Genomic DNA, 25983 nt, shown 5'->3' with positions numbered 1-25983 from the left:
GTATGCTATTGATATTTTAAGGATATTTTTCTCATTTCCATATTTTACACTTTGAAGGGATTTATACTATGGAGCACGAACAGCGATTAGAAAATGAACGCATTGATTTAATTCACATAGGCATTACAGCGCTAACAATTCCAATATTTTTGGGCGGCCTCTATCTGTCAAGCAAGCAACAACAAACTACTACGGTCGAAATCAACTCACCCAGTGTGAGCTCTGCCCCATTTAAACCCACACCATGAGATGATTTCACACCTTGTTTTTCTAAGCTAGTTTTTTTGGGGGCTATGAGCTGTAAGATTGACGAATGCATAATTTTGCACCGCTCCAAATTGCCCTTACCCAAATCGCCGAAGTCATGGGCACACCCTATGAGCCAGAGCCCGAAATCAAGGCCCAACCAGACGATGGGTTCTGGGCTGTCGTCTCACGACCAAACGGCATTCCCTCCATCACCGTAAGCACCGGCTGCGAAGCACAGCTCCGCGCATTGTGGAAAGGCGGGTTGGATGACGGTCTGTTTCGCGGTCCAGACGGCAGCGCCATTGTCGATGATATCGACTGGCTGACCTCGATCTCCATGTCATGGCTGATCATGCATGAGCTAGAGCATTACACGCTCGGCCATTTCGACTTGGGCCGGACCCAAGCCCTGACCGAAGGGGCCGTGCCTGCACAATTCGATCTCGTGCAGCGCACTTCGTCTCGCAAGCCTGACTGGTGGCATAAACTCCCCGAACAAAACCGTCTCAAGGTGCAGCCCTGTCTTGAGCTGCAAGCCGATCATGAAGCCATCGAATACCTGCTGGATGCTTATTCTCCCGATCACTGGGATGAGTTGCGCGTCCGGGCTGCCTGTATTTCGGCGGTGATGGTGTTGATCGAACGGCAGGATTTGGCGAGTGGAACACATCACACCACGCATCCTCTGGCCGCAACACGGATATACCAGCTTCTGGGGCATCTCTCCGAGATGTGGTCGATCCCGGCGCGGATGTTGGCCGCAGAGCGAGGTGAGACCGTCCGCGCCGAAGACCTGCCCTCTGAGGAAGAAAAAGCGGCGTTTCGCACTCAGGTGGTCATTCCGACTTTTCTTGATGCGGTCACCTTGGCCCGTGTTGCCGATGTCCCGACCATTCGCAATGATCTGGGCGATCCCACGCCATTTTTCGAAGATATTGGCATCGCCAGGCGCGGGGATGTGGCGCGTTTTCCTGATCTGCAAACCAATGGCGCGCGAGAATGGGCGCGCTTGGTGGCGACCAACGTCAAAATCCTACCACTATTGTCGATTACGTCGCCTTAACCTCCACCCGAACGGCATAGAGATCGCATCTGTCCAGCCGCTCTGGGAGCTTGCCTTGGTTCATCAAATGATAGCGGTTGCGCGCGGTCAGGATCAGGAAGTGGTGCTATCCAGTGTCTTCGTCTTCGCTCAAGGATTCGGGCTGTCCCTCTGCCGTTTGCGGCAGAAGCTGCATACCTTCTTTGATCCGGCAGGCTTGTTCTTCGCCGTCTGCGCCAAGTGGAAGAGGGTGCCATTCTCCTTTGTAGCCTTGGAACGCCACGGCAAAGCCCGGGTTGATCGCATCCAACTCTAAGCAGAAGCTTTCGCCCAGTTCCAACACCGCATCTGGTGGCAAGTGCTGGCGTTTGCGTTTGACCAAACCCAGTTCGTCTGTCGTCGGCACGACATGTAATCGGCCTTGATGCGCTGCCTCTGTAATATAGGCCTCTACATCGCGCACCACCCGAAACGGGAATAGAGTCTCATTGGTCTTTTGCGCCAGCTCGTAATGATGTTCAGCCAGATAGTCGTAGAGCTTTTGGCTTTTCTCTCGTGCAAGCTTGCCATTGCGCAGATTGGCCATATCGCCCCAGTCATGATCGGAAGGCTGTCCCAACGCCGTATTCAGCAACACCTCAAGCGCTGTGCCGGTTGCCGAAGCAATCGCTTTAGTCACGGAAAACAGCTTCTTCCGCTCCGCGTTGCTCGCCTTGGACCAATCAAACGCCTGAGCGTCATTCTCTGTTTCTGTCATCAACATACCCCTCAAATAAATTACCCCAATTGACCCGCCCCTGACCCAAGAGGAGCGGGACTTTGACCAGTATCCTACCCCTGTCTGCTTGGGAAAAGTCAAAATAACGCTTTGAGAAATAGGATTTCTATCTTATTGTGTTCTATATTTGTTCTCATGCGGCACGATGATTGACGCGCACAGAAACAAAGCCCTTCCCCCAACCCAAAGGAGACACGAACCGCCAAAGGAGCCCAGCCATGTCCGCATCATCTTCCCCGCCCAACACAAAACCCCGCCTCACCATCGACTGGGACGCCTATTTGCCGTTCTTCGAAGACAGTGATATTCTCGAAGAGCAAAAGCGCGCCTTGATCGAAGCGCTCTGGTCTATTGTGATCAGCTTTGTCGATCTGGATTTCGAGCTGGGCGGCACATTGGCGCAAGCCTGTGGACAAGAGGTGTCTTTATCTCCTGCGCTCTCGCCTGATGTGGTAAACTCAGAGCATACACAGCAACAGCAAGAACAAAGTCCGTCTTTGGGAGACCTCCCACAGGCCGAAGAAGGGAGTCACCATGAGCAATAAGAATTCTACGCCACCCACCGCCGTCATTTACTGTCGTGTGTCCTCCAGTGCCCAAGAGGCCGAGGGCCACGGTCTCCAATCGCAAGAAACCCGTTGTCGCGAGTTTGCCGCCGCCAAAGGTTATGAAGTTGCGGCGGTGTTTCCTGACACCTTCACAGGCGGCGGCGACTTTATGAAACGCCCCGGCATGGTGGCGTTGCTGTCTTTCTTGGACGCCCAGCCAGATCAAAAATTCATCGTGATCTTCGATGATCTCAAACGCTTCGCCCGTGATACGCGTTTCCACCTCGATCTGCGTGAAGCCTTTCGATCACGAGGAGCCACCATCGAATGCCTGAACTTCAAGTTCGAAGACACGCCCGAGGGCGAGTTCATCGAAACCATCATGGCGGCACAAGGTGCGTTGGAGCGCAAACAAAATGGACGGCAGGTCTCGCAGAAAATGGCGGCCCGGATGCGCAATTGCTATTGGGTCCATAATGCTCCCATCGGTTATCGCTATAAAACCGTCAAAGGCCATGGCAAGCTGTTGATCCGAGATGAACCTCTGGCCTCGATCATTGTGGAGGCCTTCGAAGGTTACGCCTCGGGGCGGTTCCAATCACAAGCCGAGATGAAGCGGTTCTTCGAGACATTCCCAGACTTCCCGCGCGCCAAGAATGGCGAGATCAGACAGCAACGTGTCACCGACATTCTGACCCATCCGGCCTATACCGGGCATAACTGCTCCGAGGTCTATGGCATCAACTAGCTCAAAGCCCAGCATGAACCGCTGATCACGCTGGCTCTGTTCAACAAGGTGCAAGAGCGCCGCCAAGGGGTTGCCAAGGCTCCGAAGCGCCCCGACATCGGCGAGACCTTCGTTATGCGCGGTATGGTGACCTGTGCCTATTGTGGCGCGTCTTTGCGCTCCTCCATCACACGCGGTAAAGGTGGCCATTACCCGTATTATCTCTGTCAGACCAAAGGCTGTGAGGCTTATGGTAAGTCGATCCCGCGTGACAAGCTGGAAGGGGATGTTGGGGACCTGATCAAAACGCTGCAACCGACCGACACGCTTATGATATTGGCCACGGCTATGTTCCGCGATGCATGGAATGCGCGGCGTGATCAGGCGCAGGATATCATCAATGCCGCCAAACGGCGGATTACGACAATTGATAAAGAGATCGCCACGCTGCTGGGCCGCATCATGGCGGCCAGCAATCACATCGTGATTCAGAGCTATGAAACGAAGATCGGTGAGCTGGAACAGCAAAAAGCGTTGATGGCCGAAACGCTGCATCACCAACCGCAAAAACCAGACAGCTTCGAAGACAAGCTAGAACCAGTCCTGACCTTCCCCGCAACCCATTGGAAACTCTGGGAAATAGGTCACATCCATGCCCGCAGACTGGTCGCCAAACTGGCCTTTGCAGAGCGCGTTGTCTATGATCGAAAACTGGGTGCTAGAACCCCGGAAATAGCCTTGCCATTCAAGGCGTTGGGGGATGTTTATACCCTTCGAAAGAAGAGTGGTGCGGGTGGAGGGACTTGAACCCCCACGCCTTGCGGCGCCAGAACCTAAATCTGGTGCGTCTACCAATTTCGCCACACCCGCGTGGCGCGTCTGATAGCAAAAGGCATTCGGGAGGGAAAGAGACAATTCCACGCCAACTCACTGAGAGCCATCGCACTGCCCAAGAAAGTCCTGTTCGGTAACACAAAATTAACATATTCTATGGAGCATATGAGGCAGAGACATATAGAGGCCCTGACATGACCTATAAAGGCAGCGGGCACGATCATGAGCACAACGACGGGAGAAATCCGTCGAAATCGCTCCACGTGCGTGACATTTTACCCAATCATGACAAGGGCTTGCCCCTTGGCACCAAGGTGATGACCGCCGACGGCATCCTTCCTGTCGAATTTCTCGAACCCGGCGACCGGGTAATCACGCGAGCGGGCATGCGGACGCTTTTGGGAATCGACACACCTGCCCCGAAACGATTCAAGCTGAGTTTTGAGCGCGAGGAAGTGATCTATGCCGACGGGCTCATGGTGATGAGCGAAACGGGCATGCCCTTCGCCGCCTGAATTTTACGCGTTCCGGAACGAGAAAAGCCGCCCCTTTTGAGGCGGTTTTTGTTTTGAGTATTTGGTGCAGCAGAAGAAACCTGATGCACTTTTAAATTTTGAGCGCACGGAAAACCTTTGGCAGTTCGTCCGGCAGGTCTTCCGCAATCAGTCCGGGACCAAAGCTGCGGGCGGCCTCGACATGCAGCCAGGCGGCGCTTTCACACGCCTGATGCGGGGGGAAGCCACGCGCCAGGAGGCCAGTGATCAGCCCTGCGAGCACATCGCCGGAGCCTGCGGTGGCGAGCCAAGGCGCGGCGCGTTCATAGACCGCCGCGTTGATCGAACAGCGCCCGTTTGGAGACGCGATGACCGTGTCCGGGCCTTTGAACAACACCGTACAGCCGGCGCGTTTGGCGGCCTCAACCGTGGCGTCGACCTTGCTATAGGCCGGGCCTTGGATGGGCGGTTCGGCGAGCTTGGCGGCAAGGTCGGGAAAGAGGCGCTTGAACTCGCCCGCGTGGGGCGTGAGGACGCAATTTTCATGCAGATTGGCAAAGCCAGTTTCGCTTTCCGAGAGCGCCGTGAGTGCGTCGGCATCAATCACCGTGGCGCGTTTGGCGGCGAGTGCATGAGGCAGGAATTCCACAGCGCGTTCGACGCCGAAACCGGGACCGATGCAGAGCGCATTGAAGCGTTTGTCGGTCAGCACACGAGACAGGATTTCCGGCGTGTCGATCTCGGTCAGCATGATGGCGGTGATCTGGGCGGCGACTTCTGTGACGGCCTCATGCGGGGTGCCGAGGGTGACGAGGCCAGCGCCGACACGCAGCGCCGCGCGGGCGGCGAGACGGGCGGCCCCGGTTTTGCCAGAGAGACCGGAGAGGATCAGGGCGTGACCGAAGGTGTATTTGTGGGAGTCACCGCCCTTATCAAGCCAGGCTTTATGGATAGGCCCTACGGCTTTAACCGGGGCATCGAGCTTCGCTGGCCTGCCTTTTGACAGGCCGATGTCCACCACGGCAAGCTTTCCACACTTTTGAGGACCATCAAAAAGGTAATGCCCACGTTTTGCGCGGTGAAAACTCACCGTCAGATGCGCTGTTGCCGAAGCGCGCCACCAATGCTCCTCGATCTCGAAGTCCCGACCACTGTCCGCGCAGAGGCCACTGGGGATGTCGACCGCCACGATGGCTGGCCTCCCGAGGGGATGGTTCGGCTCGATGGCAAAACAATCGACCATGTCCTCCATATTCCAGAACAGCTCACCAAGCTCGGGCGCAGCGCGCGTGAGCCCAGTGCCGAACAGTGCGTCCACCATAAGGCTACAGGCCCAAGTCTTACGCTCCGAGTAAGACGTAAAAGGCAGGACCTCCCCCATCTGCCCCCATCGTTCATAATTCACCTTCGCATCCGGCGGCAGCTTTTCGGGGTCGCCATAAAGAAAGACTTCCACCTCCCAGCCGCGTTGCTTCAACAGGCGCGCGATGACGAAGCCGTCACCGCCGTTGTTGCCGGGGCCACAGAGGACGACGGCTTTATAGGAGGACTGCGCGAGGTCTGGCCATTCTTCCATGACGGCCTCCACCACACCCGCACCGGCGCGCTCCATCAAGTCGAGGCCGGTGACCTCTCCGCTGTCGATGGCCGCCTTCTCGATGGCACGCATTTGCGCGGCTGTGAGAATCTCGGTCATGGCCGGCCTCACTGCCCCATCGTCGCGACAGTGCCCAAAGTCACAAAATCAATGGCGCGCATTTGTGCACCGGTCAGCAATTCTGCCATAAAAAACCTCATAAGTTTTCAAATTGCCCTTTTTGAATCCACTTCGCACAAATAATATGCACAAGGTCGCGAATCCTGTGGGCGTTTTCGCTGGCGTCAGGTTAGTCGATTGTGGCCGGATAAGAGAAATGGTCTCACAGTCACCAAATGAAATTTAGGGAGTCGAAGGTCCATGAAAAAGATCGAAGCGATCATCAAGCCCTTCAAACTCGATGAAGTGAAAGAAGCGCTGCAAGACATCGGCGTACAGGGTCTTTCCGTGGTCGAGGTGAAGGGGTTCGGGCGTCAAAAGGGGCACACGGAGCTGTACCGCGGCGCTGAATATGTTGTGGACTTCCTTCCGAAAGTGAAAATCGAGGTCGTTCTGTCGGACGATCAGGTGGATGGTGCGATCGAGGCGATCGTGGCGGCGGCCAAGACGGACAAGATCGGCGACGGCAAAATCTTTGTCTCGCCCGTCGAACAGGCCATCCGCATCAGAACAGGCGAGTCTGGCGAAGACGCGCTTTAAGGGAGGCGCATGGCGCGGAGCCGTGGGGTAATCCGGGGTCGCGCCTTTCGCCAAAACGCAATACTTAACCAAAGGACAAGGTCAAAAATGAGCATCCAAGACGTTCTCAAGACCATGAAGGACGAAGACGTCCAATATGTAGACGTGCGCTTCACCGATCCGCGCGGCAAGCTTCAGCACGTGACGCTGCGCCACACGGAAGTGGACGAAGACTTCTTTGAAGAAGGCTTCATGTTCGACGGTTCCTCCATCGCTGGTTGGAAATCCATCGAAGAATCCGACATGAAACTGATCCCGGATCCGGACTCGGTCTACATCGACCCGTTCTACGCCGAAAAAACCCTCTGCGTGCACTGCACCGTGGTTGAGCCGGACACCGGCGAATCCTATGACCGCGACCCGCGCGGCTGTGCGCAACGCGCCGAAGCCTACCTGAAATCCTCCGGCATCGGCGACACCTTCTACTGCGGTCCGGAAGCGGAATTCTTCCTCTTCGACGACGTACGTTACTCCGTCACCCCGAACAAAGTGGGCTACCAGATCGACGCCGACGGCGCTGCCTGGAACACCGACGCTGAGTTCGAAATGGGCAACCTTGCGCACCGTCCGGGGTACAAAGGCGGCTACTTCCCGGTGAACCCGTCCGACGACGGCCAGGACATCCGTGGCGAAATGCTGACCACCATGGCCAACATGGGCATGAAGGTCGACAAGCACCACCACGAGGTGGCCACGTCGCAGCACGAGCTCGGCATGATCTTCGGTCAGCTCACCGAGCAAGCCGACAACCTGCAGAAATACAAATACGTGATCCACAACGTGGCTCTGGCCTATGGCCGTTCCGCGACCTTCATGCCGAAGCCGATCAAAGGCGACAACGGCTCGGGTATGCACGTGAACATGTCGATCTGGAAAGACGGCAAGCCGCTCTTCGCTGGCGACAAATACGCTGATCTCTCCGACGAAGCCCTGTGGTTCATCGGCGGCATCCTGAAGCACGCGAAAGCGCTGAACGCCTTCACCAACCCGTCCACCAACTCCTACAAGCGTCTGATCCCGGGCTTTGAAGCTCCGGTTCTGCGTGCGTATTCCGCCCGTAACCGCTCTGGCTGCGTGCGTATTCCGTGGTCGGAATCCCCGAAAGCGAAACGTGTGGAAGCTCGCTTCCCCGACCCGTCCGCAAACCCGTATCTCTGCTTCGCAGCGCTCCTGATGGCCGGCCTCGACGGCATCAAGAACAAGATCGATCCGGGCCCCGCGTCCGACAAAGACCTCTACGATCTGCCGCCGGAAGAACTGGCCGAAATCCCGACCGTTTGCGGCTCGCTCCGTGAAGCGCTCGAAGAGCTCGAAAAAGACATGGACTTCCTCACCGCAGGCGACGTGTTCACCAAGAGCCAGATCGAAGGTTACATCGACCTCAAATGGGAAGAAGTGTACTCCTACGAGCACACCCCGCACCCGGTCGAATACGAAATGTACTACTCCTGCTAAGCGGGACGCGACGTACAGATTTGGAAAGGGCTCCCTCTCGGGGGCCCTTTTCTTTATGGATCACACCTTTATGAATCAGCGTCTTTTGCGCAGTTTCTGAAGGGCAAACGCCGGGTCCACTTCGCAACGTTCCGCCCGGATTTGCGCCCAGATCAGCCCTGTGAAAATCACCGTCCCGCCGAGGATATTGCCAACCAGTGCAGGCAGGATGAAACCAAAGAGGCCCTCTCCAACCGTAAGATGATCGGTCAGCATCAGCAAAACCGCCTCACAAGTCCCGGCGATCACATGGGAGAACCCGGCCAGAGAAATGAGCCAGGTGATCAGGATGATCAGAAACAGCTTGGACGACCCGGCGTTGGGCATCATCCAGACCAGACAGGCGATGAGCCAGCCAGCCCCCACCCCCAAAAACAACGTCTGCCAGACACCGCCCTCGACCGCATGTTCCGAGATCGTCACCAGCGCCTCAAACACCTCCGGCTCTGTGAAACGGATGTGATAGACCGCCGCGGCAAAAAGCGCCGATCCGGCGAGGTTGAACACCAAAACAATGCCCCAAAGCTGCATGATCCGCACGAACACATGATGCGTCGGACGGGTCAGAAACGGCACGACGGCGGTGATGGTGTTCTCGGTGAAAAGCTGCATTTTCCCCATGATCACAATGACAAAGCCGATGGCATAGCCGAGGTTTTCCACCAGAGGACGCCACTGCGCATCCGGCAAATGCGCATGAAACAATGCCTTGCCCAGAACCGAAAACCCAAGCGCCAGCCCCGCGATCATCGCGGACATCGCCAGAGACGAGTTTGGTCGCTGCAATTCCTCGGCGCCTTCCCGGCGGATCACCTCAAAGACCAGAGGCGCGGCCATGCTCGACGCCTCTTCGAGCACCTCTTCCTGATGCGCTTCGGATTGATGTGTTGATGTTTTCTGCGACATGTTCCGCCCCGTCTTTCGAGAGTTCACTCCCATCAGGGTCAACGCCGCAGCGGTCGCCCCTGTTCCCATCTGTTTTCATCCGCGCGGCGCTGCGGTAAGCCTTCGCCATGACCATTTCACTGCGCCCGCATCACCTTTTGTGCCTCCTGACCTATGTCGGCAAAGGCTATTCCCCTGCCTTCGTCGCGGGCTATGACCGGATCGTTGCGCGTTTGAATGCGGGCGAAGAGATCGAGATGACGGCAAGCCCGGATGACATCTGCGCGCCGATTGCCTGCGATCTCAAGGAACATTGCCACGGCACCTCGGTGATCTCGCGGGACACCCGCGCCGCGCAAGACGTGGGCCGCCTGCTCTGTACGGACATTGCCCCCGGCGCACGTCTGACCCTGACGCCAGAGATCACCGCCGCCTTGCGCACCGCCTTTGCCACAGGCGACATCCGAAGCGCCTGCCCGGGCTGCGAATGGGAAAGCCTGTGCACGACTGTGGCCAAGGGCGGCTATCCCAATGTGCGGTTCAGGCCCACGGTCGCTTGATCCCAAAGATCGTCGGACCTATTCTGCTTCCAAACCAATAAATTAATGGAATTTCTCATGACTTGCTTCCGCCTGCCCCTCGCCGCCTCTGCCCTGATCGCGCTCGCTGCCTGTGGCGGCGATGTCACCCCGGATTACGAGAGCTACAAAACCGCCAACCCCTATGGGTCCGGCGCACGACAGGTCACACCGGCCCCGGCCCCCGTCGCCACAAGTGCCGCACCCTATGTCTCTGCTACGCCCGCTCCCGCCGTCGCGGCCCCGACACCGGTCGCATCATCGGGCGCAGCATCCCGCACACCGGCCACGACAGGCAGCCGGGTCGCGTTCAAAATGACCTATGAAACCAACCGCATGGGCGGCACCGCTCGCGTCAATGGCGAGACGGTCGAAGTGCGCCGCGCGGGCAAGGCCACCTCGGGCAATGTCACCTATGTGGTGATGTTCATGGGCAAATCCGGTCAACCGACGGCGATCGCACCTGTTCAACAGCCCGGAATCGCCGCAGATGTCGTGCGCGGCATGAGCCTGTGTCAGGTGACAGAACCGGCCATGGCCTCCAGCGGCGATGTCTTGTCCTTTGTCGGCGGCGTGCCGGAGGCGCGCTATATCGTCAAGGCGGTTTGCCCCTAAGCCCCCACATTTGCACGGGGGAGACCGGAAAGTCCCCTGCCACGTCTCTCGATATTTTCCCCCTGACAGCACGGGCGCGCAGACGCACACTTGCCCCATCAAGTCAGGGGGAGCCTCATATGAGCCGTGTAAAGAGTGTTGGTTTGGCCGGGTCGACCGGTCTGTTGGTTGTGTTGGCGCAGGCAGGCGTCGCGGAAAATGCCCGCATTGTCAGTTGCGAGGCCGGGCATGGCTGTACCTTGGAAGAGGCCACAATCTCGATCCAAGACGCCGCCATCGTCTATGGCATCGATCCGTCCACCGTGGCGCAGGACAGCCATGTGATCTTGCGCGCGCCCGACGGGATGGGCGGCACGATCATTGCCGCCGATCCGCAGCAATTGCACGAAGACAACGGCGGCGTGCTTGAGATCCCCCATATCATCCCGGTGATGCAGGACGGCGCAGAACAGGGCCCCATCGAGGTCTTTGAAGGGGACGCGGGCGCGGATGGCGAGATTGTCCCCGAAGACGGGCTTTGGACCGTCACCTTTCGCGAGATGAGCCAGAAAAATTGCAGCGCGATGATGATGAACATGCTGCAAGGCATGGCAGAGCAACCGCCGCAAAGCCATGAGATCGCGTGGCACGGCTCGAACCACCCCGACGCGCTCAATTTCCTCAATCCGCAGGGACAGAGCCTGAGTTGGACCCAGACCGGCCCGAACAGCTATGAGGGCGAAGTGCTGGCCAATGCGGGCGAGAATATGGATATTTCCGCCGATGTCGGTTTTGAGGTCAAAACGCCGACCCTGATCGAAACCTCCTCGGTGCTGAACCTCGCGATGATGTTGCAGGGCGACCCGGAGACGCTCGCCGTGTTTCAGAACATGGGGATGGCCGACTGCGCACTCACGATGCTCTTCGACATGACAAAGGGCTGAGCGCGCTTTTCCCCGATCCTGCCCAAATCCTGCCATGGCGCGGCGTTAACCTGCTTGCGAAGTGTTTAGGAAATGAGGCTCTAATGTTTGGCTCCAAATTTGGTCCCATATTTGGACTGTCGCGAGAGCTGCACCCGCTCGACAGCCGCCACCCGGACAACCGTAAAATCGACCGCGCCCTCAAAGCGCGGCGCGAGGGCTTTCGCACGGCGGAAAAAGGCCATGCGACGCGTCATTTTTTCCTGCCGCCCAAGGCCGACACCGCCCGCAGCCGTCTGGCGGAGTTGCGCGCCAAACCGCATCTCACCCACAGCCAAGAGCGCGAGGTCACAAGTCTCGAGGCCCGGCTCTACGCGCTGGACCGGGATCAGGTCGAAAAAGACACGCTCAAAAGCGTGCCCCTGCCCCTGCGTTTGATGTTTGGAGCCCCAATCCGCGCCTATGCGATGCTGCGCGGGCAATGGTCGGTACGCGGGCGCAAACAGCGGGACCGCTGGACGATCTGGCATGTGCTGGCGATCGGTGCGGTTCTCATCCCGATGATCATCAGGGAGGGCGGCCTTGTCCCGGCGATAGAGGCGTTGCTCGACGGGCTGAGGATCGGCAGCACCTCGCTGATCACCAAACCATGAAGGATCACCCGAGCCCCAGCCGCTTTGCCCGTTTCATCGATGGCGTCTACAGCATGGGCTTCTGGTTTCGCTTCAGCGGGTTCTTCATCTTTCTGGGCCTGCTGGTGGTTCAGGACGAGTTGCGTCACGCCATTTTCGGTCTGCTGCGGGATGGCATCGTCAACCTGATGGGGCCTTAAAGCGTCTCTCAAAAATTGAGTGCCGCAAGTTTTTTGAGAAACGCTTTAGCGCCAATAGCGGGTCTGAAACCGGTAATCCTTGCGCGGACCGGTGACGCGCCAATTCGCTGTCCAATTGGGCCAATCGGCAAATTCATAGCGCACCTGATAGCTATCGGGATCGCAGGCGTGATCGGCCTCGGGCGCGGAGGCATTCGGGTCGAAGCTATGAAAAAACCGCCCGTCGTCGAAGAACACCGTAATCTCTTGCGCCACCGCGCGCCAAAGATAGCGCCGCTCCGCCTGCAACGGCTTGTCGCGCCCCGGCAGATGCAAAAATCCGCGCTCTTCCTGCCGAAACCCGCCCTCTGCGTCGGGTACAAAATCGCAGGTGCCCGTCAGCTCTGACCGCGCATCGACACGAAAATCCTCGATCTCGCGCGCCATGGACCAGCGCCCGGCAAAGTCTTGCAATCGGATCATCATGCCCCTCTCGACGCCCCTCTCCAGGTCCTTATTCGGAACCGTTTGTCTCAGGATCATCGCGCTCAGGCCAGCCCTTTTTCGCCTGCCGAGCCAACCGTCCCTCAGCGATCACCTCATAGGCACGCGCCGCCCAACGCGCCGCATCAATGTCGGAGGCCGACCAATGTCTGCGATGTTGATGCACCGCCGAGATGCCGCCAATCACCTCACCGCCCAACCGACAGGGCACCCCGATATAGGCCATGATCCCCATGGTCTGCACCGCCCCGCTGCCTTGCACCAAAGGATGCGTCAGCGTGTCGTCGATCACAATCTCCTGCCCCATCTCGACCACCAGATGACCGATGGTATTGTCCGGCATGAGAATCCGCTCCAGCGGCTGGTTCACCGGCGTGCTGGTGTTGGCCAGCACTTCGAGCAGCGTCTTGCCGCCGTCCTGTCGCGCACGATAAAAAACGACCCCCGAGGGCCTGATCATGTCATGAAGCTGAAACGCCAAGGTCGTCAGCTTCGGATCCCCATACTCAAACAATCGCCATCCCACCGCAAAATGCTGTCGTCCAACCGGCTTTACCACGCGACGCCATTGCGCCAAAGCCTTTTGACACTGGCTTTTGAACCGCACCACATGCGTCAGACTTGCACGCCGCGCCCCATCCCCGTAAGAGAGCCGCGACGCGTTTGTATAACCTGAAAGGCCTGCCGATGATCCCCCGTTATGCCCGCAAAGAGATGGTCGACATCTGGGAACCCGCCACCAAGTTCAAAATCTGGTATGAGATCGAGGCCCACGCCTGTGACGCTCAGGCCAAACTCGGCGTGATCCCGCAGGAAAACGCGGATGCGGTGTGGAAAGCCAAGGACGTCGAATTCGACGTCGCCCGCATCGACGAGATCGAAGCCGTCACCAAACATGACGTCATCGCCTTTCTGACCCACCTCGCCGAGCATGTCGGCTCGGAAGAGGCCCGTTTCGTGCACCAGGGCATGACCTCCTCTGACGTCTTGGACACCTGCCTCAACGTTCAGCTCGTGCGTGCCGCCGACATCCTCCTCGAAGGTGTCGATAAAGTGTTGGCCGCGCTGAAAAAACGCGCGATGGAGCATAAGATGACCGTCCGCGTTGGCCGCTCCCACGGCATCCACGCCGAGCCGACCACCATGGGGCTCACCTTTGCGCGTTTCTACGCCGAGATGGACCGCAACAAGAACCGTCTCGAGAAAGCCAAATGGGAGATCGCCACCGGCGCGATTTCCGGCGCGGTCGGCACCTTTGCCAACATCGACCCGGCCGTCGAAGAGCATGTCTGCGAACAGATGGGCCTGCGCGCAGAGCCGATCTCGACCCAAGTCATCCCGCGCGACCGTCACGCCATGTTCTTTGCCACTTTGGGTGTGATTGCCTCCTCGATCGAGAACATCGCGATTGAAATCCGCCACATGCAGCGCACCGAAGTGCTTGAAGGCGCTGAGTTTTTCTCCATGGGCCAAAAAGGCTCCTCGGCGATGCCGCACAAAAAGAACCCGGTTCTGACCGAGAACCTCACCGGTCTGGCGCGTCTCGTGCGCATGACCGTGGTGCCCGCGATGGAAAACGTGGCGCTGTGGCACGAGCGCGATATTTCGCACTCTTCCGTCGAGCGCGGCATCGGCCCGGACGCCACTGTGACCTTGGATTTTGCGCTCAACCGTCTGGCGGGCGTGGTCGATAAAATGATCATCTACCCGGAAAACATGTTGGCCAACATGAACAAATTCCCGGGCCTCGTGATGTCCCAGCGCGTGCTTTTGGCGCTCACCCAAGCCGGTGTGTCGCGCGAAGACGCCTATTCCATGGTGCAGCGTAACGCCTTGAAAGTCTGGGAAGATCGCGTCGATTTCCGCGAACAGCTTTTGGCCGACGAAGACGTGGTCAAAGCCTTGGGCGTCGATGGCATCAACGCGAAATTCGACATGGAGTATCACACCAAACATGTCGACACGATCTTCAAAAGGGTCTTTGGCGAATAAGCCCGACAGGGGGTTCAGGCGCAAACCTCTGCGAAAATCACCGATTCTATGATATGATCTCCCGAAAGCGCATTTCGTTTTCGGGAGATTTTCATGTTGAAACGCACACTTCTCGTCACTGTCCTGCTCGCCCCCTCCGCCCTCTTCGCGCAGGACTATACCTGCCCCCATGAACAAAAACTCGCCTCCTGCGCGGACGGCTATACATGGGACAAGGAAACCGGCACCTGCGTCGAACAGGTTGTTGGATAAACGCATTTTTCGGTAAATTTCGCGCTGCTGGTCACTTTGCGTTAAGGCTCATCCTCCATGGTGATCCCAACAAAAGTGAATCGCTAAAATGGCTGTGAGGCGCGCGTGGACGGATTGCCGCAAATCTCTGACGATATGGGATCCCTGCCCGATTTGGGAGGCATGGGAAACATGGGGGGTTTTGGTGGGGGCTTTGACCTGCCACCGCCCGTGTCGCGCATGCCCGCCCGGCTCTCGAAAAAGGCCAAGGCCGCGATCATCGTCAAACTTCTTGCCTCACAAGAGGTCAAACTGCCGCTCGCGACCTTCCCCGAGGAGATGCAGGTTGAGCTGGCGCATCAGCTCACCGATCTGCGCTATATCGACAAAACCACGCTGACCTCGGTCGTCGAGGAATTCCTCGAAGAGCTTGAAGCCATCGGGCTCAGTTTCCCCGGCGGTCTCGAGGGCGCGCTTCATGTGCTCGATGGCACGATCTCGGCCACCACCGCCTCGAAACTGCGCTCGAACGCTGGGTTTTCGCTTACCGGCGACCCGTGGCAACGCATCTCGGATGTCGAAATTGCCCGCCTCCTGCCCATTTTGCAGGAGGAAAGCGTCGAAGTGGGCGCCGTGCTGTTGTCCAAACTCAAGGTCTCGAAAGCCGCGCAGCTTATGTCCATGCTTCCCGGAGAGCGCGCCCGGCGTGTGGCCTATGCAATTTCTCTGACCTCCTCGGTCTCGCCGGAGGTGGTGCAGCGCATCGGTATTTCACTTGCGGCCCAGCTTGACGCACAACCGTCTCAGGCCTTCTCCGACGAGCCGCCCGAACGCGTCGGCGCCATCCTCAACTTCTCCTCGTCGAGCACCCGTGACGGGGTGCTTGAGGGGCTGGATGAAACCGACAAAGACTTCGCCGAACAGGTCCGCAAGAATATCTTCACCTATGCCAATATCGCCACCCGCATCGATGCGCGCGATGTCGCCAAAGTCGTGCGTGGTGTCGAGCAGGATCTGCTGATCAAGGCGCTCGCGGGCGCCACCGGCGAGGCCGCCGCCTCCACCGACTTTATCCTGTCCAACATGTCCAAACGCATGGCCGACGGTTTGCGCGAAGAAATGGAGAACCTCGGTAAGGTCAAGGACACGGATGCCGAAGAGGCAATGAACGCCGTCGTCGCCGCAATCCGCGATCTTGAGGCCACGGGCGAGATTTTCCTTTTGACTGGCGACGATTAACGCGTTTTTCGTTTCATCTGAATCGGATTGAGCGAAAAACATTGCCACACCGAATTGATAGTGCTGCGTTTCTCAAAAATTGAGTGCCTCAAGTTTTTGAGAAACGCTTTAGACACGGGCACGGCTGTGATGCGGACCGCCTTTGCGGCGCCTCATATGGACAAAAGGCAGCGCCGCTCTTAGCGTCGCCCGGATGATCTGGTTTTCCCGCCTGCCGGCGCAGACGCGCGGCATTCTTTACATGCTGATTTCCGTTACGGTTTTCGCCACGATGGATATGACCGCCAAGCTTTTGGGGGAGCGCGTCAGCCTGCCCCAAGTGCTTTGGGCGCGCTATGGCGGGCAGCTTTTGGTGCTGATCCTGATCTTTGCGCCGCGGTTGATCCCTGCCCTGAAGACGGATCATCCCTGGCTGCAACTGTTGCGCGCCGTGATGCAGCTTGGCGCCACCGCGTTTTTCTTTGCAGCGCTCCAACATCTCGGCCTCGCCGAAGCGACCGCCATCGCCGAATTGTCGCCCATGCTGATCACTCTGGGCGCGGCGCTTTTCCTGAAAGAAAAGGTCGGTGTGCGCCGAGGGCTTGGCGTTGCCTTTGGCCTGATCGGCGCGCTCATGATCATCCGCCCCGGCTCGGAGATTTTCACCCCGGCGTCTTTATGGCCCTTGGCCACTGCGGCCTGCCTTGCGACTTACGTCCTCGCGACGCGGCACATCGGCCTCAAGGAAGGCCCGATCACCGCCCTGCTCTATTCCGCGCTGTTTTGCGCGGGTGTTCTGACCCTCATCGTCCCGTTCCATTGGGTGCGCCCCGATGCGACCGCTGTGGCTCTGATGTGCGCCATCGGCGCCTTGGGCACCCTCGGTCAACTGACGATGATCCGCGCCTATTCCGTGACCGAAGCCTCCGCCATCGCGCCCACGTCTCACCTCGGTCTTCTGGCCGCCGCCGGTCTGGGCTATGTCGTCTTCGGCAGTTTTCCGGATCTCTGGACGGCTCTGGGTGGTCTTGTGATCGTGGCCGCCGCACTCTATGTCTGGCACCGAGAACGCAAGGCTGGCACGGCGACGCCCGTGCCCGAAGAAATGGGTCAGCCATGAAAATCACACGCGGAGAGATCGAAGGGACGCTGGGGCAGTACCTTGGCAATCTCGCCACGCGTGGGCTTTTGGCACTGGCACTGTCTTTGCCCTATCGGACGCGCGTGCGCTTCATGGGCTGGTTCATGGCGCGCATTTTTGCCCCGCTGGCGGGTTATACCAACCGCGTGCGCGAGAACCTGCATCACGTCCTGCCCGATCTGCCCGAGGCCGAGGTCAAACGCCTGATGCGCGCCGTGCCGGACAATGCGGGTCGCACCCTGATCGAGATTTATTCCGGCCCGGAATTCATCGCCAAGATGAAAGACATCCGCTTTGATGGCCCCGGCGCCGAGATTCTGCGTGAAGCGCGGGACACGCGCCGCCCGGTCATTTTGCACACCGGGCATTTCGGCAATTACGACGTGCCGCGCGCCGCGCTCATCGCCCATGGATATGACGTCGGCTCGCTCTACAATCCGATGAAGAACAAATTCTTCAACGTGCATTACGTGAAAGCCATCGGGACCATCGGCCAGCCTCTGTTTCCGCGTGGGCGCAGAGGCTATGCGCAACTGTTGAAACATCTGAAATCCGGCGGGATGATCGGCTTTCTCTCCGACGTCTATGTCCACCAAGGCGCGATGTTGACGTTTTTCGGCAAACCGGCCCGCACCGCCTTGTCAGCGGCGGAGCTGGCGTTGAAATACGACGCGCTTCTGGTGCCGATCTATGGCGTGCGCGAAGAGGATGGGCTGAATTTCCGGGTGCAAGTCGAAGCCCCCATCCCACATGGCACGCCGGAAGATATGGCGCAGGCGCTGAACGACAGCCTTGAGGCCATCACGCGCCAGCATATGGAACAATGGTTCTGGATTCACCGCCGCTGGAAGCCAGAGCGCTTGGCGAAAGCTCTGGCCAAAGAAGCCGCGCAAGATCGCGCCTCTTAAAGCAGCAAATCCGCCACAACCCCCACCGTCACAGCACCGATCGGCTCGCCCGTGGCCGGATCCACGATGGTGGCCGAGACCTGTGCCTGTGAAATGCCGATCGAGGCATCGAATTCAATCTCGCCAATCTCCATGCCATCCTTGCCAGCGCCAAAGGAATTCTGGAACTTGGCCTCATCGCCCTGCCAGTAATCCGAGGTCGCCGCCGCAGCAACGACGTTCAGCCCCTGCGCATCCATGACAAATATTTCCGCAATCACACCACCGGCGCGGGCGATTTTATGCAGCAAACGCTCCGCCACCGCGCCTTCGACCACAGCATTGACCATGGGACGATCCGTCTCGCCCACCTGCGCGCGCCACTGTTGATCGAGATCGATGATTTCGGCCTCTGTCAGCCCCTGCATGCGTTCATTTTGCGCGCGAATGGCCCCCAGAATAGCGGGCTCCTGCACCAATTCGGCGATTTCCTCTTCGTAATATGTCCGAAGCACCTGCGCGATCTCCTCTTGGCTGATCGCCAGACCTTCCGGCTCAGCGGCGACCGCCGACAGGCTCGCGGCTCCGAGCACACCCAATGAGGCGCAGAAGGCCCGCAACACAGAGAGAGCAGAGGAAAAGAAACGGGGGGGCATCAGGCGCATATTGGTCTCCAGCAGGGTTGCGGCGTGCAACATCGGGACCTTGTTAGCGGCTAAGCCTTTACGTTGAATTAAATCAATTCGCCAAAATGCAAACGTTACTGCGAGGCGATTTGGCCCATGGGCGCATCTGTGCGCACAGCGGCAAGGATCGGACCGGGGCCTGCGGGGCTGATCGTTTGCAACAGCACGGCGGCACTTTCAGGCCCTTCGAGATCCAGAGAAACGGCCAGAGGCTCCTGCCCGCTCCAATCGGCCAGCGGTCGCCATTCCGTGACGATATTGGTGTAATCCACCTCACGGCCTGCGTTCTCACCACGGGTGATCGAAACACGTTCATGCGGATCGAAACGCACGATTTGCAAACGCATATTGGGCGGCAAAGGCCCCATCGGCACGGCGGTGATCCTGAGCGTTTTGCCCGATTGCGCCGCGGAAAGCGCCACAGGTGCTGCTGTTTGGTCGTGATGGCGCATGATCAGATCGGCCAAGCGCATGGGCTTGGCGCCCACGAGATGATCCGCGCCCTGCACGATGAGCTGCGGCGTATAGATCGTGCGTTTGCCCGCGGCATGGGCATAGGCCTTTTGGCGCTTGGTGAATTCGGGCTTGGCGAAATGATCGCGCCAGCCGATGTAATCCCAGTAATCGACATGCAAGGAGAGCGGCAAAACGCCGTCGCGCGTGGCCAGTTCGGACATCATCGCATCTGCGGGCGGACAGGAGGAACAGCCCTGAGAGGTGAACAATTCGACCACGATGAGGGGTTTGCTGCCCGGCCTCTGGGCGTCTTGCGCAGCGCCCGGAGCGGCGAAGGGAAGCGCGACAGCCAAGGCCAAAGCACCGCCTCGCAGAAGGCGGGCGGGGGAAAAAGGTCTCATCGCTGCAAAAATCTGTCGCATGTCGGCTCCGTCGGTTGCGCAACAGATGTAAGCCGATTGCGCGTTTCAGGCCAATCAAGGAATTGCGAGATGCTGTTACAGGGCGTTGAACGTGCCGTGAGGGCCACAGGCGCACGCCCCATTTTGAACGCAAAAGGGCGACACCTCAGGTGCCGCCCCCTTTGAATTCTCACCTCTGACGGATCAGAAATGCGCGGATTTCGCCGTGCTCGGCACCTGAAGCGGCGGTGCGAATTTGGTCAGGTCGATGCCTTCGACCGCGTGTTTGTACTCGTCGAGCGTCGGCGTACGGCCGAGGATCGCGGAGAGCACCACGACGGGCGTCGAGGCCAAGAGGCTTTCGCCTTTCTTCTCGGCACTGTCTTCCACAACGCGGCCCTGGAACAGGCGGGTCGAGGTCGCCAGAACGGTGTCGCCTTTGGCGGCTTTCTCCTGGTTGCCCATGCAGAGGTTACAGCCCGGACGTTCGAGGTAGAGCGTGTTCTCATACTCGGTGCGCGCGTTGGCCTTCGGGAAGAGATCGTCGAACTCGAAACCCGAGTACTTCTGAAGCACTTCCCAGTCGCCCTCTTCCTTCAACTCATCAATGATGTTGTAGGTCGGCGCGGCCACCACGAGCGGCGCTTTGAATTCGACCTTGCCGGTCTCTTTCTCGAGGTTCTTGAGCATCTGAGCGACGATTTTCATGTCGCCCTTGTGCACCATGCAGGAGCCGACAAAGCCCAGATCGACCTTCTTCTCGGCACCGTAATAGGAAACCGGGCGGATGGTGTCGTGGGTGTAGCGCTTGGACACATCGGCGTTGTTCACGTCCGGATCGGCGATCATCGGCTCGTCGATCAGGTCGAGATCGACCACAACCTCGGCGAAGTATTTCGCACCCTCATCGGGCGTCAGCGCCGGTTTCGCGCCCGAAGAAATCTCCGCGATGCGCTTGTCGGCTTTGTCGATCAGGCCCTGAAGCGTTTTCGCCTCGTTGTCCATGCCCTTATCGATCATCACCTGAATACGGGATTTCGCCAACTCCAGAGAGCCGATCAGCGTCTCGTCATTGGAGATACAGATGGAGGCCTTTGCCTTCATCTCAGCGGTCCAATCGGTGAAGGTGAACGCTTGGTCGGCCAGAAGCGTGCCGATGTGCACTTCGATCACGCGGCCCTGGAAGACGTTGTCACCGCATTGCTTGAGCATCTGCGCTTGGGTGGCGTGCACCACGTCGCGGAAGTCCATGTAATCCTTCATTTCGCCTTTGAAGGTCACTTTGACGGACTCGGGGATCGGCATGGTCGCCTCACCGGTCGCCAGCGCCAAAGCCACGGTGCCGGAGTCGGCGCCAAAGGCCACGCCTTTGGACATACGGGTGTGGCTGTCGCCGCCCACGATGATGTCCCAGTCATCCACGGTGATGTCGTTCAGCACCTTGTGGATCACGTCGGTCATGGCGTGATAGTGATCTTTCGGGTCACGCGCGGTGATCAGGCCGAATTTGTTCATAAAGGACATGAGTTTGGGGATGTTGGCCTGAGCCTTTTTGTCCCAAACAGACGCCGTGTGACAGCCGGACTGATAAGCACCATCAACGGAGGGCGAAATCACGGTGGCGGCCATGGCTTCGAGTTCCTGCGAAGTCATGAGACCCGTGGTGTCCTGCGAGCCAACGATGTTGACTTTCACACGCACGTCGGAGCCCGCCAAAAGCGGCTCTTTCGCCAGAACGCCCACGGCATTGCGGTTGAAGATTTTCTCAACAGCCGTAAGGCCTTGGCCCTCTTTGGTGATCTCTTTCGACGGCGCAAAGACCAGCGGCGCCTCGACGCCGAGGGTTTCGGCGGCGATGGTCTGGAGCTTTTTACCAAAGACGACGGCGTAGGAGCCGCCGGCCTTCATGAACTCGACCTTTTGCGGCGTGAAGGCGGAAGCGATGTCGGCCAGCTCGGTGCCGTCGGCGTCATAGAGCTTCTTGGTCTTGGAGTTGATGGTCAGCACCTTGCCGGTCTCGACAGAGTAGGCCTGCTCGAGGATCGGATCGCCGTTCTCATCCAGAACCGGCTTGCCATCGGCATCCACTTTCTTGACCCAGTTCTTGAGATCGAGGCCAATGCCGCCGGTCACGCCCACGGTGGTGAGGAAGATCGGAGAAATGCCATTGGTCCCGGCCACGACCGGCGCGATGTTCACGAAGGGCACATAGGGAGAGGCTTGCTTACCGGTCCAGAGCGCGACGTTGTTGACGCCGGACATCCGCGACGAGCCCACGCCCATGGTGCCTTTTTCCGCGATCAGCATGACGCGGGCATCCGGGTTGGCTTTTTGCAGCTCTTGGATTTCTGCTTGGGCCTCGGGCGTGATCATGCATTTGCCGTGCAGCTCACGGTCAGAACGCGAGTGCGCCTGATTGCCCGGGGACAGAAGGTCGGTCGAAATATCGCCTTCTGCGGCGATGTAGGTGACGACTTTGATCTCTTCTTCGACGTCCGGCAGCTTGGTGAAGAATTCAGCCTTCGCGTAGCTCTCCAAGATGTCTTTGGCGACCGCATTGCCGGCCTCATAGGCGGCTTTCAGGCGGTCGGTGTCGGCCTCATAGAGGAAGACCTGCGTCTTGAGCACGTCGGCGGCTTTCGCAGCGAGGTCAGCATCATCGCCCAGCGCAACATCAAGAAGCACCTCAACAGACGGCCCGCCCTTCATGTGGGACAAAAGCTCAAAAGCGAAATCCGGGGTAATCTCGGCCACTGCAACCTCACCCAGCACGATTTTTTTGAGGAAGGCCGCCTTCACGCCCGCCGCCGAGGTCGTGCCCGGCAGGGTGTTGTAGATGAAAAAGTTCAGCGCGTCTTTGCGCTGCGCGTTGCCCTCGTCTTCGATCAGGGAAATCAGTTCCGCAACCAGCGCGCCATCGTCGATGGGCTTCGGGTGCAACCCCTCACCTTTGCGCGTTTCGATTTCGGTTAGGTAGTCGGTGTACAAGCTCATGACGGTCCCTGCGATTTGGTATGCGATTTGAGATGCGAGTTGGTGACGAAAAACTCGAAATCCGGGCGGCGCAGACTTGCATTTCCCGACTCTCGAATTATTTGTATGCAAAAGTATACGAAGCGTTTCGCAGATGCAAGATATGCGAGCGCTCTCAGATCAAATCTCTTGTAGCGCCCTGCCATCGGCCCTGTCCATCGAAACAAACCTGTTGCACGCCCCTGTTGCGTGCCGTGTCATGGACATGACGTCAGAATGCGCTAAGACTTGAGAGAGCCACGTCAGGCGCAACAGACCGTTGCGCCACGCAGTTTTAGTAAGACCCGGAGGCATCCCATGACTGTTGTTGTCGGTCAAGACACCGCAAAAACCCGCCGCACATTAGAGGTGAACGGCAAAACCCTCGCCTATTATTCCATCCCCGCCGCCGAAGAGGCCGGATTTGGGGCCTTCTCGAAACTCCCCGCCGCGCTCAAGGTTGTGTTGGAGAACATGCTGCGGTTCGAGGATGGCGGCTTTTCCGTCTCCACCGATGACATCAAGGCGTTCGGCGAATGGGCCGACAAAGGTGGTCAGAACCCGCGCGAGATCGCCTACCGCCCCGCCCGCGTGTTGATGCAGGATTTCACCGGCGTCCCCGCCGTGGTCGATCTGGCCGCCATGCGCGATGGCATCAAAGCGCTGGGTGGCGATGCGAAAAAGATCAACCCGCTCGTCCCCGTCGATCTCGTCATCGACCACTCTGTGATGATCGACGAATTCGGCAACCCGCGCGCTTTCCAGATGAACGTGGACCGCGAATATGAGCGCAATATGGAACGCTACCAGTTCCTCAAATGGGGCCAGACCGCCTTCGAGAACTTCCGCGTTGTGCCGCCGGGCACCGGGATTTGCCATCAGGTGAACCTCGAATACCTCGCCCAGACCGTCTGGACCGACACGGACCCGGATGGCGTGGAAGTTGCCTACCCCGACACGCTCGTGGGCACAGACAGCCACACCACCATGGTGAACGGCGCCGCCGTTCTGGGCTGGGGCGTCGGAGGGATCGAGGCCGAAGCGGCCATGCTCGGCCAGCCGATCTCCATGCTGATCCCCGAAGTTGTGGGTTTCAAACTCACCGGCGAGATGGTCGAAGGCACCACTGGCACCGACCTCGTCCTCAAAGTCGTCGAAATGCTGCGCGAACACGGTGTTGTCGGCAAATTCGTCGAATTCTACGGCGACGGTCTCGACAACCTGCCGCTTTCGCAACGGGCGACGATTGCCAATATGGCGCCGGAATATGGCGCGACCTGTGGTTTCTTCCCGATTGACGCCGAGACGCTGCGCTATCTGGAGCAAACCGGCCGTGACAAGGACCGCATCGCTCTGGTCGAGGCCTATGCGAAAGAAAACGGCTTCTGGCGTGGGACGGATTACGATCCGATCTATTCCTCGACGCTCGTATTGGACATGGGCACCATCGTTCCGGCGATCTCCGGCCCGAAACGCCCGCAGGACTATGTGGCGCTGACCTCTGCTGCCTCGTCTTTCGCAAAAGTGGTCGCCGATTACCGTGGCATCGACGTCTCCGACGCCGCCAAGGACATGGTGGGCGAAGGCCCCGCCGCGACCAAATCCGTCGACATCAACAAATCTCAGGCCGTCAAAGGTCAGGATTACGAGCTGCATGACGGCTCCGTCGTGATCGCCTCGATCACGTCCTGCACCAACACCTCGAACCCCTATGTGATGATCGGCGCTGGCCTCGTGGCCCGCAAAGCCCGCGCTTTGGGCCTTAACCGCAAGCCTTGGGTGAAAACCTCGCTCGCGCCCGGCTCTCAGGTGGTGACCGAATATCTGGAGGCCGCTGGCCTGCAAGAAGACCTCGACGCCGTGGGCTTCAACCTCGTGGGCTATGGCTGTACGACCTGTATCGGCAACTCCGGCCCCATCGCGCCGGAACTCTCCGAGGCCATCGCGGAAGGCGACCTGATCGCCACCTCCGTGCTGTCGGGCAACCGCAACTTCGAAGGGCGGATTTCGCCGGATGTGCGCGCCAACTACCTCGCCTCCCCGCCGCTCGTGGTGGCCTATGCGCTGGCGGGCGATATGAACATCGACCTGACCTCTGAACCTTTGGGGCAAGACAAGGACGGCAATGACGTCTTCCTCAAAGACATCTGGCCGTCGAACGCCGAAATCGCGGAACTCGTTGAGAAAACCGTGACCCGCGCAGCGTTTCAGGCAAAATATGCCGATGTGTTCAAAGGCGATGAGAAATGGCAGGGCGTTGAGGTTTCGGGTGGCGAAACCTACGACTGGCCGCCGGAATCGACCTACATCCAGAACCCGCCCTACTTCCAAGGCATGGGCGCCGAGAAAGGCACGATCCAGAATATCGAAGGCGCGAAAGTCATGCTCATTCTGGGCGATATGGTCACCACCGACCACATCTCGCCTGCTGGCTCGTTCAAGGAAAGCACCCCTGCCGGCAAATACCTCACCGAGCGCGGTGTGCCGGTGCGGGAGTTCAACTCCTACGGCTCGCGTCGTGGCAACCACGAGGTGATGATGCGCGGCACATTCGCCAACATCCGCATCAAGAACGAGATGCTGGACGGCGTCGAAGGCGGCTACACCAAAGGCCCGGATGGCGCACAGACCTCCGTGTTCGAAGCGTCGATGGCCTATCAGGCGGCAGGCACGCCTTTGGTGGTCTTTGGCGGCGAACAATACGGCGCGGGCTCTTCGCGTGACTGGGCCGCGAAAGGCACCGCGCTTTTGGGCGTCAAAGCCGTGATCGCGGAAAGCTTTGAACGCATCCACCGGTCGAACTTGGTGGGCATGGGCGTTGTGCCCTTTGAGTTCACCGGCGGCGATACGCGCAAAACGCTGGGCCTGACGGGCGACGAGACCGTCACCATTCTGGGTCTCGACACGGTGAAACCGCTTGCGACGCTCGACTGTGCGATCACCTACGCGGACGGCACGACCAAGACCATCAAGGTCAAATGCCGCATCGATACAGCGCCGGAGATCGAATACATCGAAAACGGCGGCGTGCTGCACTACGTGCTGCGGAACCTGGCGAAAGCGTAAGCGAAAGCCCAATCGCACCTGTTGTGAAATGAGAAAGCCCCGCCAGACCGGCGGGGCTTTTGTTTTGAGTATTTCCGGCAACAAAGGAAACGGGTTA

At 58.8% G+C, this 25983-nt stretch carries 26 protein-coding genes and 1 tRNA gene; 18 read left to right on the top strand and 9 right to left on the bottom strand.

From position 1 onward, the window contains the following. Positions 1 to 313: 313 nt before the first annotated feature. On the top strand, positions 314 to 1312 hold the full coding sequence (locus LC094_RS03835; protein WP_226550416.1) for a hypothetical protein: 999 nt from the start codon (positions 314 to 316) through the stop codon (positions 1310 to 1312). 106 nt (positions 1313 to 1418) lie between these two features. Here LC094_RS03835 and LC094_RS03830 read toward each other — a convergent pair whose 3' ends face one another. Then, complete coding sequence (locus LC094_RS03830) at positions 1419 to 2048, bottom strand: hypothetical protein (RefSeq protein WP_226550415.1); 630 nt, start codon at positions 2046 to 2048, stop codon at positions 1419 to 1421. Between the two features lie 239 nt (positions 2049 to 2287). On the opposite strand from LC094_RS03830, the gene LC094_RS03825 reads away from it, so the two are divergent. Genes LC094_RS03825 through LC094_RS03815 form a run of 3 tightly spaced genes read left to right on the top strand, consistent with a single transcriptional unit; the run spans position 2288 to position 4151 of the window. After that, positions 2288 to 2614, top strand: a complete 327-nt coding sequence (locus LC094_RS03825; RefSeq protein WP_226550414.1) for a hypothetical protein — start codon at positions 2288 to 2290, stop codon at positions 2612 to 2614. Beyond that, entirely contained in the window at positions 2604 to 3365 is a 762-nt protein-coding gene (locus tag LC094_RS03820; RefSeq protein WP_226550413.1) for a recombinase family protein, read from the top strand. Before LC094_RS03825 ends, LC094_RS03820 begins: the two co-directional genes overlap by 11 nt. Before the next feature lie 48 nt (positions 3366 to 3413). Next, complete coding sequence (locus LC094_RS03815) at positions 3414 to 4151, top strand: zinc ribbon domain-containing protein (protein ID WP_226550412.1); 738 nt, start codon at positions 3414 to 3416, stop codon at positions 4149 to 4151. On the opposite strand, the gene LC094_RS03810 is transcribed toward LC094_RS03815, so the two are convergent. Continuing rightward, a tRNA-Leu gene (locus LC094_RS03810) sits at positions 4130 to 4214 on the bottom strand. The genes LC094_RS03815 and LC094_RS03810 overlap by 22 nt on opposite strands. Before the next feature lie 158 nt (positions 4215 to 4372). Here LC094_RS03810 and LC094_RS03805 point away from each other — a divergent pair. Further along, the gene (locus LC094_RS03805) at positions 4373 to 4693 is read left to right on the top strand and encodes a Hint domain-containing protein (RefSeq protein WP_226550411.1); all 321 of its coding nucleotides are present in this window, start codon (positions 4373 to 4375) and stop codon (positions 4691 to 4693) included. A 91-nt stretch (positions 4694 to 4784) separates the two neighbouring features. Here the strand turns inward: LC094_RS03805 and LC094_RS03800 are convergent, their stop codons facing one another. Continuing rightward, positions 4785 to 6368 carry an NAD(P)H-hydrate dehydratase gene (locus LC094_RS03800; RefSeq protein WP_226550410.1) on the bottom strand — a complete coding sequence of 528 codons (1584 nt, stop codon included), beginning with the start codon at positions 6366 to 6368 and terminating at the stop codon, positions 4785 to 4787. A 261-nt stretch (positions 6369 to 6629) separates the two neighbouring features. Here LC094_RS03800 and LC094_RS03795 point away from each other — a divergent pair, with 261 nt between their 5' ends. Together LC094_RS03795 and glnA are read left to right on the top strand one after the other, a co-directional pair. Then, positions 6630 to 6968, top strand: a complete 339-nt coding sequence (locus LC094_RS03795; RefSeq protein ID WP_226550408.1) for a P-II family nitrogen regulator — start codon at positions 6630 to 6632, stop codon at positions 6966 to 6968. Positions 6969 to 7055: 87 nt separating this feature from the next. Further along, entirely contained in the window at positions 7056 to 8462 is a 1407-nt protein-coding gene (gene glnA / locus LC094_RS03790; RefSeq protein WP_226550406.1) for a type I glutamate--ammonia ligase, read from the top strand. A 75-nt stretch (positions 8463 to 8537) separates the two neighbouring features. On the opposite strand, the gene LC094_RS03785 is transcribed toward glnA, so the two are convergent. Then, on the bottom strand, positions 8538 to 9407 hold the full coding sequence (locus LC094_RS03785; RefSeq protein ID WP_226550405.1) for a formate/nitrite transporter family protein: 870 nt from the start codon (positions 9405 to 9407) through the stop codon (positions 8538 to 8540). Between the two features lie 107 nt (positions 9408 to 9514). Here LC094_RS03785 and LC094_RS03780 point away from each other — a divergent pair, with 107 nt between their 5' ends. From LC094_RS03780 to LC094_RS03760, 5 genes are all read left to right on the top strand, one after another. Beyond that, positions 9515 to 9946: a DUF1284 domain-containing protein gene (locus LC094_RS03780; RefSeq protein WP_226550404.1), complete on the top strand. Its 432-nt coding sequence runs from the start codon at positions 9515 to 9517 to the stop codon at positions 9944 to 9946. Positions 9947 to 10003: 57 nt separating this feature from the next. Next, entirely contained in the window at positions 10004 to 10579 is a 576-nt protein-coding gene (locus LC094_RS03775; protein WP_226550403.1) for a hypothetical protein, read from the top strand. A gap of 119 nt (positions 10580 to 10698) precedes the next feature. Next, positions 10699 to 11502, top strand: a complete 804-nt coding sequence (locus LC094_RS03770; RefSeq protein WP_226550402.1) for a hypothetical protein — start codon at positions 10699 to 10701, stop codon at positions 11500 to 11502. Between the two features lie 83 nt (positions 11503 to 11585). Further along, on the top strand, positions 11586 to 12134 hold the full coding sequence (locus LC094_RS03765; protein ID WP_226550401.1) for a hypothetical protein: 549 nt from the start codon (positions 11586 to 11588) through the stop codon (positions 12132 to 12134). Continuing rightward, on the top strand, positions 12131 to 12313 hold the full coding sequence (locus tag LC094_RS03760) for a hypothetical protein (RefSeq protein WP_226550400.1): 183 nt from the start codon (positions 12131 to 12133) through the stop codon (positions 12311 to 12313). Before LC094_RS03765 ends, LC094_RS03760 begins: the two co-directional genes overlap by 4 nt. Before the next feature lie 45 nt (positions 12314 to 12358). On the opposite strand, the gene LC094_RS03755 is transcribed toward LC094_RS03760, so the two are convergent. Next, positions 12359 to 12778: a DUF6314 family protein gene (locus tag LC094_RS03755; protein WP_226550398.1), complete on the bottom strand. Its 420-nt coding sequence runs from the start codon at positions 12776 to 12778 to the stop codon at positions 12359 to 12361. A gap of 28 nt (positions 12779 to 12806) precedes the next feature. Beyond that, positions 12807 to 13310, bottom strand: coding sequence for a GAF domain-containing protein (locus LC094_RS03750; protein WP_226550396.1), 504 nt, complete (start codon positions 13308 to 13310; stop codon positions 12807 to 12809). Positions 13311 to 13483: 173 nt separating this feature from the next. Here LC094_RS03750 and purB point away from each other — a divergent pair, with 173 nt between their 5' ends. From purB to LC094_RS03725, 5 genes are all read left to right on the top strand, one after another. Continuing rightward, positions 13484 to 14788 carry an adenylosuccinate lyase gene (gene purB / locus LC094_RS03745; protein ID WP_226550395.1) on the top strand — a complete coding sequence of 435 codons (1305 nt, stop codon included), beginning with the start codon at positions 13484 to 13486 and terminating at the stop codon, positions 14786 to 14788. Between the two features lie 93 nt (positions 14789 to 14881). Continuing rightward, entirely contained in the window at positions 14882 to 15040 is a 159-nt protein-coding gene (locus LC094_RS03740; RefSeq protein ID WP_226550394.1) for a hypothetical protein, read from the top strand. Positions 15041 to 15211: 171 nt separating this feature from the next. Next, a complete protein-coding gene (locus LC094_RS03735) occupies positions 15212 to 16258 on the top strand; it encodes a flagellar motor switch protein FliG (protein ID WP_226550393.1) in 1047 nt (348 codons plus the stop codon). 193 nt (positions 16259 to 16451) lie between these two features. Next, complete coding sequence (locus tag LC094_RS03730) at positions 16452 to 17357, top strand: DMT family transporter (protein ID WP_226550392.1); 906 nt, start codon at positions 16452 to 16454, stop codon at positions 17355 to 17357. Beyond that, on the top strand, positions 17354 to 18286 hold the full coding sequence (locus LC094_RS03725; RefSeq protein ID WP_226550391.1) for a lysophospholipid acyltransferase family protein: 933 nt from the start codon (positions 17354 to 17356) through the stop codon (positions 18284 to 18286). Before LC094_RS03730 ends, LC094_RS03725 begins: the two co-directional genes overlap by 4 nt. Here LC094_RS03725 and LC094_RS03720 read toward each other — a convergent pair. From LC094_RS03720 to LC094_RS03710, 3 genes are all read right to left on the bottom strand, one after another. Beyond that, positions 18283 to 18930: a hypothetical protein gene (locus LC094_RS03720; RefSeq protein WP_226550390.1), complete on the bottom strand. Its 648-nt coding sequence runs from the start codon at positions 18928 to 18930 to the stop codon at positions 18283 to 18285. The two genes, LC094_RS03725 and LC094_RS03720, sit on opposite strands and share 4 nt — an antisense overlap. A gap of 95 nt (positions 18931 to 19025) precedes the next feature. Beyond that, complete coding sequence (locus LC094_RS03715; protein ID WP_226550388.1) at positions 19026 to 19829, bottom strand: DUF1223 domain-containing protein; 804 nt, start codon at positions 19827 to 19829, stop codon at positions 19026 to 19028. Positions 19830 to 20012: 183 nt separating this feature from the next. Beyond that, positions 20013 to 22802 carry a bifunctional aconitate hydratase 2/2-methylisocitrate dehydratase gene (locus LC094_RS03710; RefSeq protein ID WP_226550387.1) on the bottom strand — a complete coding sequence of 930 codons (2790 nt, stop codon included), beginning with the start codon at positions 22800 to 22802 and terminating at the stop codon, positions 20013 to 20015. Positions 22803 to 23138: 336 nt separating this feature from the next. Between LC094_RS03710 and acnA the strand changes: the two genes are divergently transcribed. Next, on the top strand, positions 23139 to 25886 hold the full coding sequence (gene acnA / locus LC094_RS03705) for an aconitate hydratase AcnA (RefSeq protein ID WP_226550386.1): 2748 nt from the start codon (positions 23139 to 23141) through the stop codon (positions 25884 to 25886). Positions 25887 to 25983 lie beyond the last annotated feature (97 nt).

The organism is Celeribacter naphthalenivorans, assembly GCF_020524585.1.
Classification (GTDB): domain Bacteria; phylum Pseudomonadota; class Alphaproteobacteria; order Rhodobacterales; family Rhodobacteraceae; genus Celeribacter; species Celeribacter naphthalenivorans.
The sequence above is the reverse complement of the archived record's forward strand: the minus strand, read 5'-3'. Positions and strand labels throughout refer to the sequence as shown.

Excerpts from the sequence above, each read along its gene's own strand:
- acnA (WP_226550386.1), top strand. The coding sequence starts at position 23,139 with ATGACTGTTGTTGTCGGTCAAGACACCGCAAAAACCCGCCGCACATTA.
- LC094_RS03765 (WP_226550401.1), top strand. The coding sequence starts at position 11,586 with ATGTTTGGCTCCAAATTTGGTCCCATATTTGGACTGTCGCGAGAGCTG.
- LC094_RS03825 (WP_226550414.1), top strand. The coding sequence starts at position 2,288 with ATGTCCGCATCATCTTCCCCGCCCAACACAAAACCCCGCCTCACCATC.
- LC094_RS03785 (WP_226550405.1), bottom strand. The coding sequence starts at position 9,407 with ATGTCGCAGAAAACATCAACACATCAATCCGAAGCGCATCAGGAAGAG.
- LC094_RS03720 (WP_226550390.1), bottom strand. The coding sequence starts at position 18,930 with ATGCGCCTGATGCCCCCCCGTTTCTTTTCCTCTGCTCTCTCTGTGTTG.
- LC094_RS03835 (WP_226550416.1), top strand. The coding sequence starts at position 314 with ATGCATAATTTTGCACCGCTCCAAATTGCCCTTACCCAAATCGCCGAA.
- LC094_RS03710 (WP_226550387.1), bottom strand. The coding sequence starts at position 22,802 with ATGAGCTTGTACACCGACTACCTAACCGAAATCGAAACGCGCAAAGGT.
- LC094_RS03780 (WP_226550404.1), top strand. The coding sequence starts at position 9,515 with ATGACCATTTCACTGCGCCCGCATCACCTTTTGTGCCTCCTGACCTAT.
- purB (WP_226550395.1), top strand. The coding sequence starts at position 13,484 with ATGATCCCCCGTTATGCCCGCAAAGAGATGGTCGACATCTGGGAACCC.
- LC094_RS03715 (WP_226550388.1), bottom strand. The coding sequence starts at position 19,829 with ATGCGACAGATTTTTGCAGCGATGAGACCTTTTTCCCCCGCCCGCCTT.
- LC094_RS03820 (WP_226550413.1), top strand. The coding sequence starts at position 2,604 with ATGAGCAATAAGAATTCTACGCCACCCACCGCCGTCATTTACTGTCGT.
- LC094_RS03775 (WP_226550403.1), top strand. The coding sequence starts at position 10,004 with ATGACTTGCTTCCGCCTGCCCCTCGCCGCCTCTGCCCTGATCGCGCTC.
- LC094_RS03740 (WP_226550394.1), top strand. The coding sequence starts at position 14,882 with ATGTTGAAACGCACACTTCTCGTCACTGTCCTGCTCGCCCCCTCCGCC.
- glnA (WP_226550406.1), top strand. The coding sequence starts at position 7,056 with ATGAGCATCCAAGACGTTCTCAAGACCATGAAGGACGAAGACGTCCAA.
- LC094_RS03830 (WP_226550415.1), bottom strand. The coding sequence starts at position 2,048 with ATGACAGAAACAGAGAATGACGCTCAGGCGTTTGATTGGTCCAAGGCG.
- LC094_RS03795 (WP_226550408.1), top strand. The coding sequence starts at position 6,630 with ATGAAAAAGATCGAAGCGATCATCAAGCCCTTCAAACTCGATGAAGTG.
- LC094_RS03770 (WP_226550402.1), top strand. The coding sequence starts at position 10,699 with ATGAGCCGTGTAAAGAGTGTTGGTTTGGCCGGGTCGACCGGTCTGTTG.
- LC094_RS03760 (WP_226550400.1), top strand. The coding sequence starts at position 12,131 with ATGAAGGATCACCCGAGCCCCAGCCGCTTTGCCCGTTTCATCGATGGC.
- LC094_RS03755 (WP_226550398.1), bottom strand. The coding sequence starts at position 12,778 with ATGATGATCCGATTGCAAGACTTTGCCGGGCGCTGGTCCATGGCGCGC.
- LC094_RS03735 (WP_226550393.1), top strand. The coding sequence starts at position 15,212 with ATGGGGGGTTTTGGTGGGGGCTTTGACCTGCCACCGCCCGTGTCGCGC.
- LC094_RS03725 (WP_226550391.1), top strand. The coding sequence starts at position 17,354 with ATGAAAATCACACGCGGAGAGATCGAAGGGACGCTGGGGCAGTACCTT.
- LC094_RS03800 (WP_226550410.1), bottom strand. The coding sequence starts at position 6,368 with ATGACCGAGATTCTCACAGCCGCGCAAATGCGTGCCATCGAGAAGGCG.
- LC094_RS03805 (WP_226550411.1), top strand. The coding sequence starts at position 4,373 with ATGACCTATAAAGGCAGCGGGCACGATCATGAGCACAACGACGGGAGA.
- LC094_RS03730 (WP_226550392.1), top strand. The coding sequence starts at position 16,452 with ATGATCTGGTTTTCCCGCCTGCCGGCGCAGACGCGCGGCATTCTTTAC.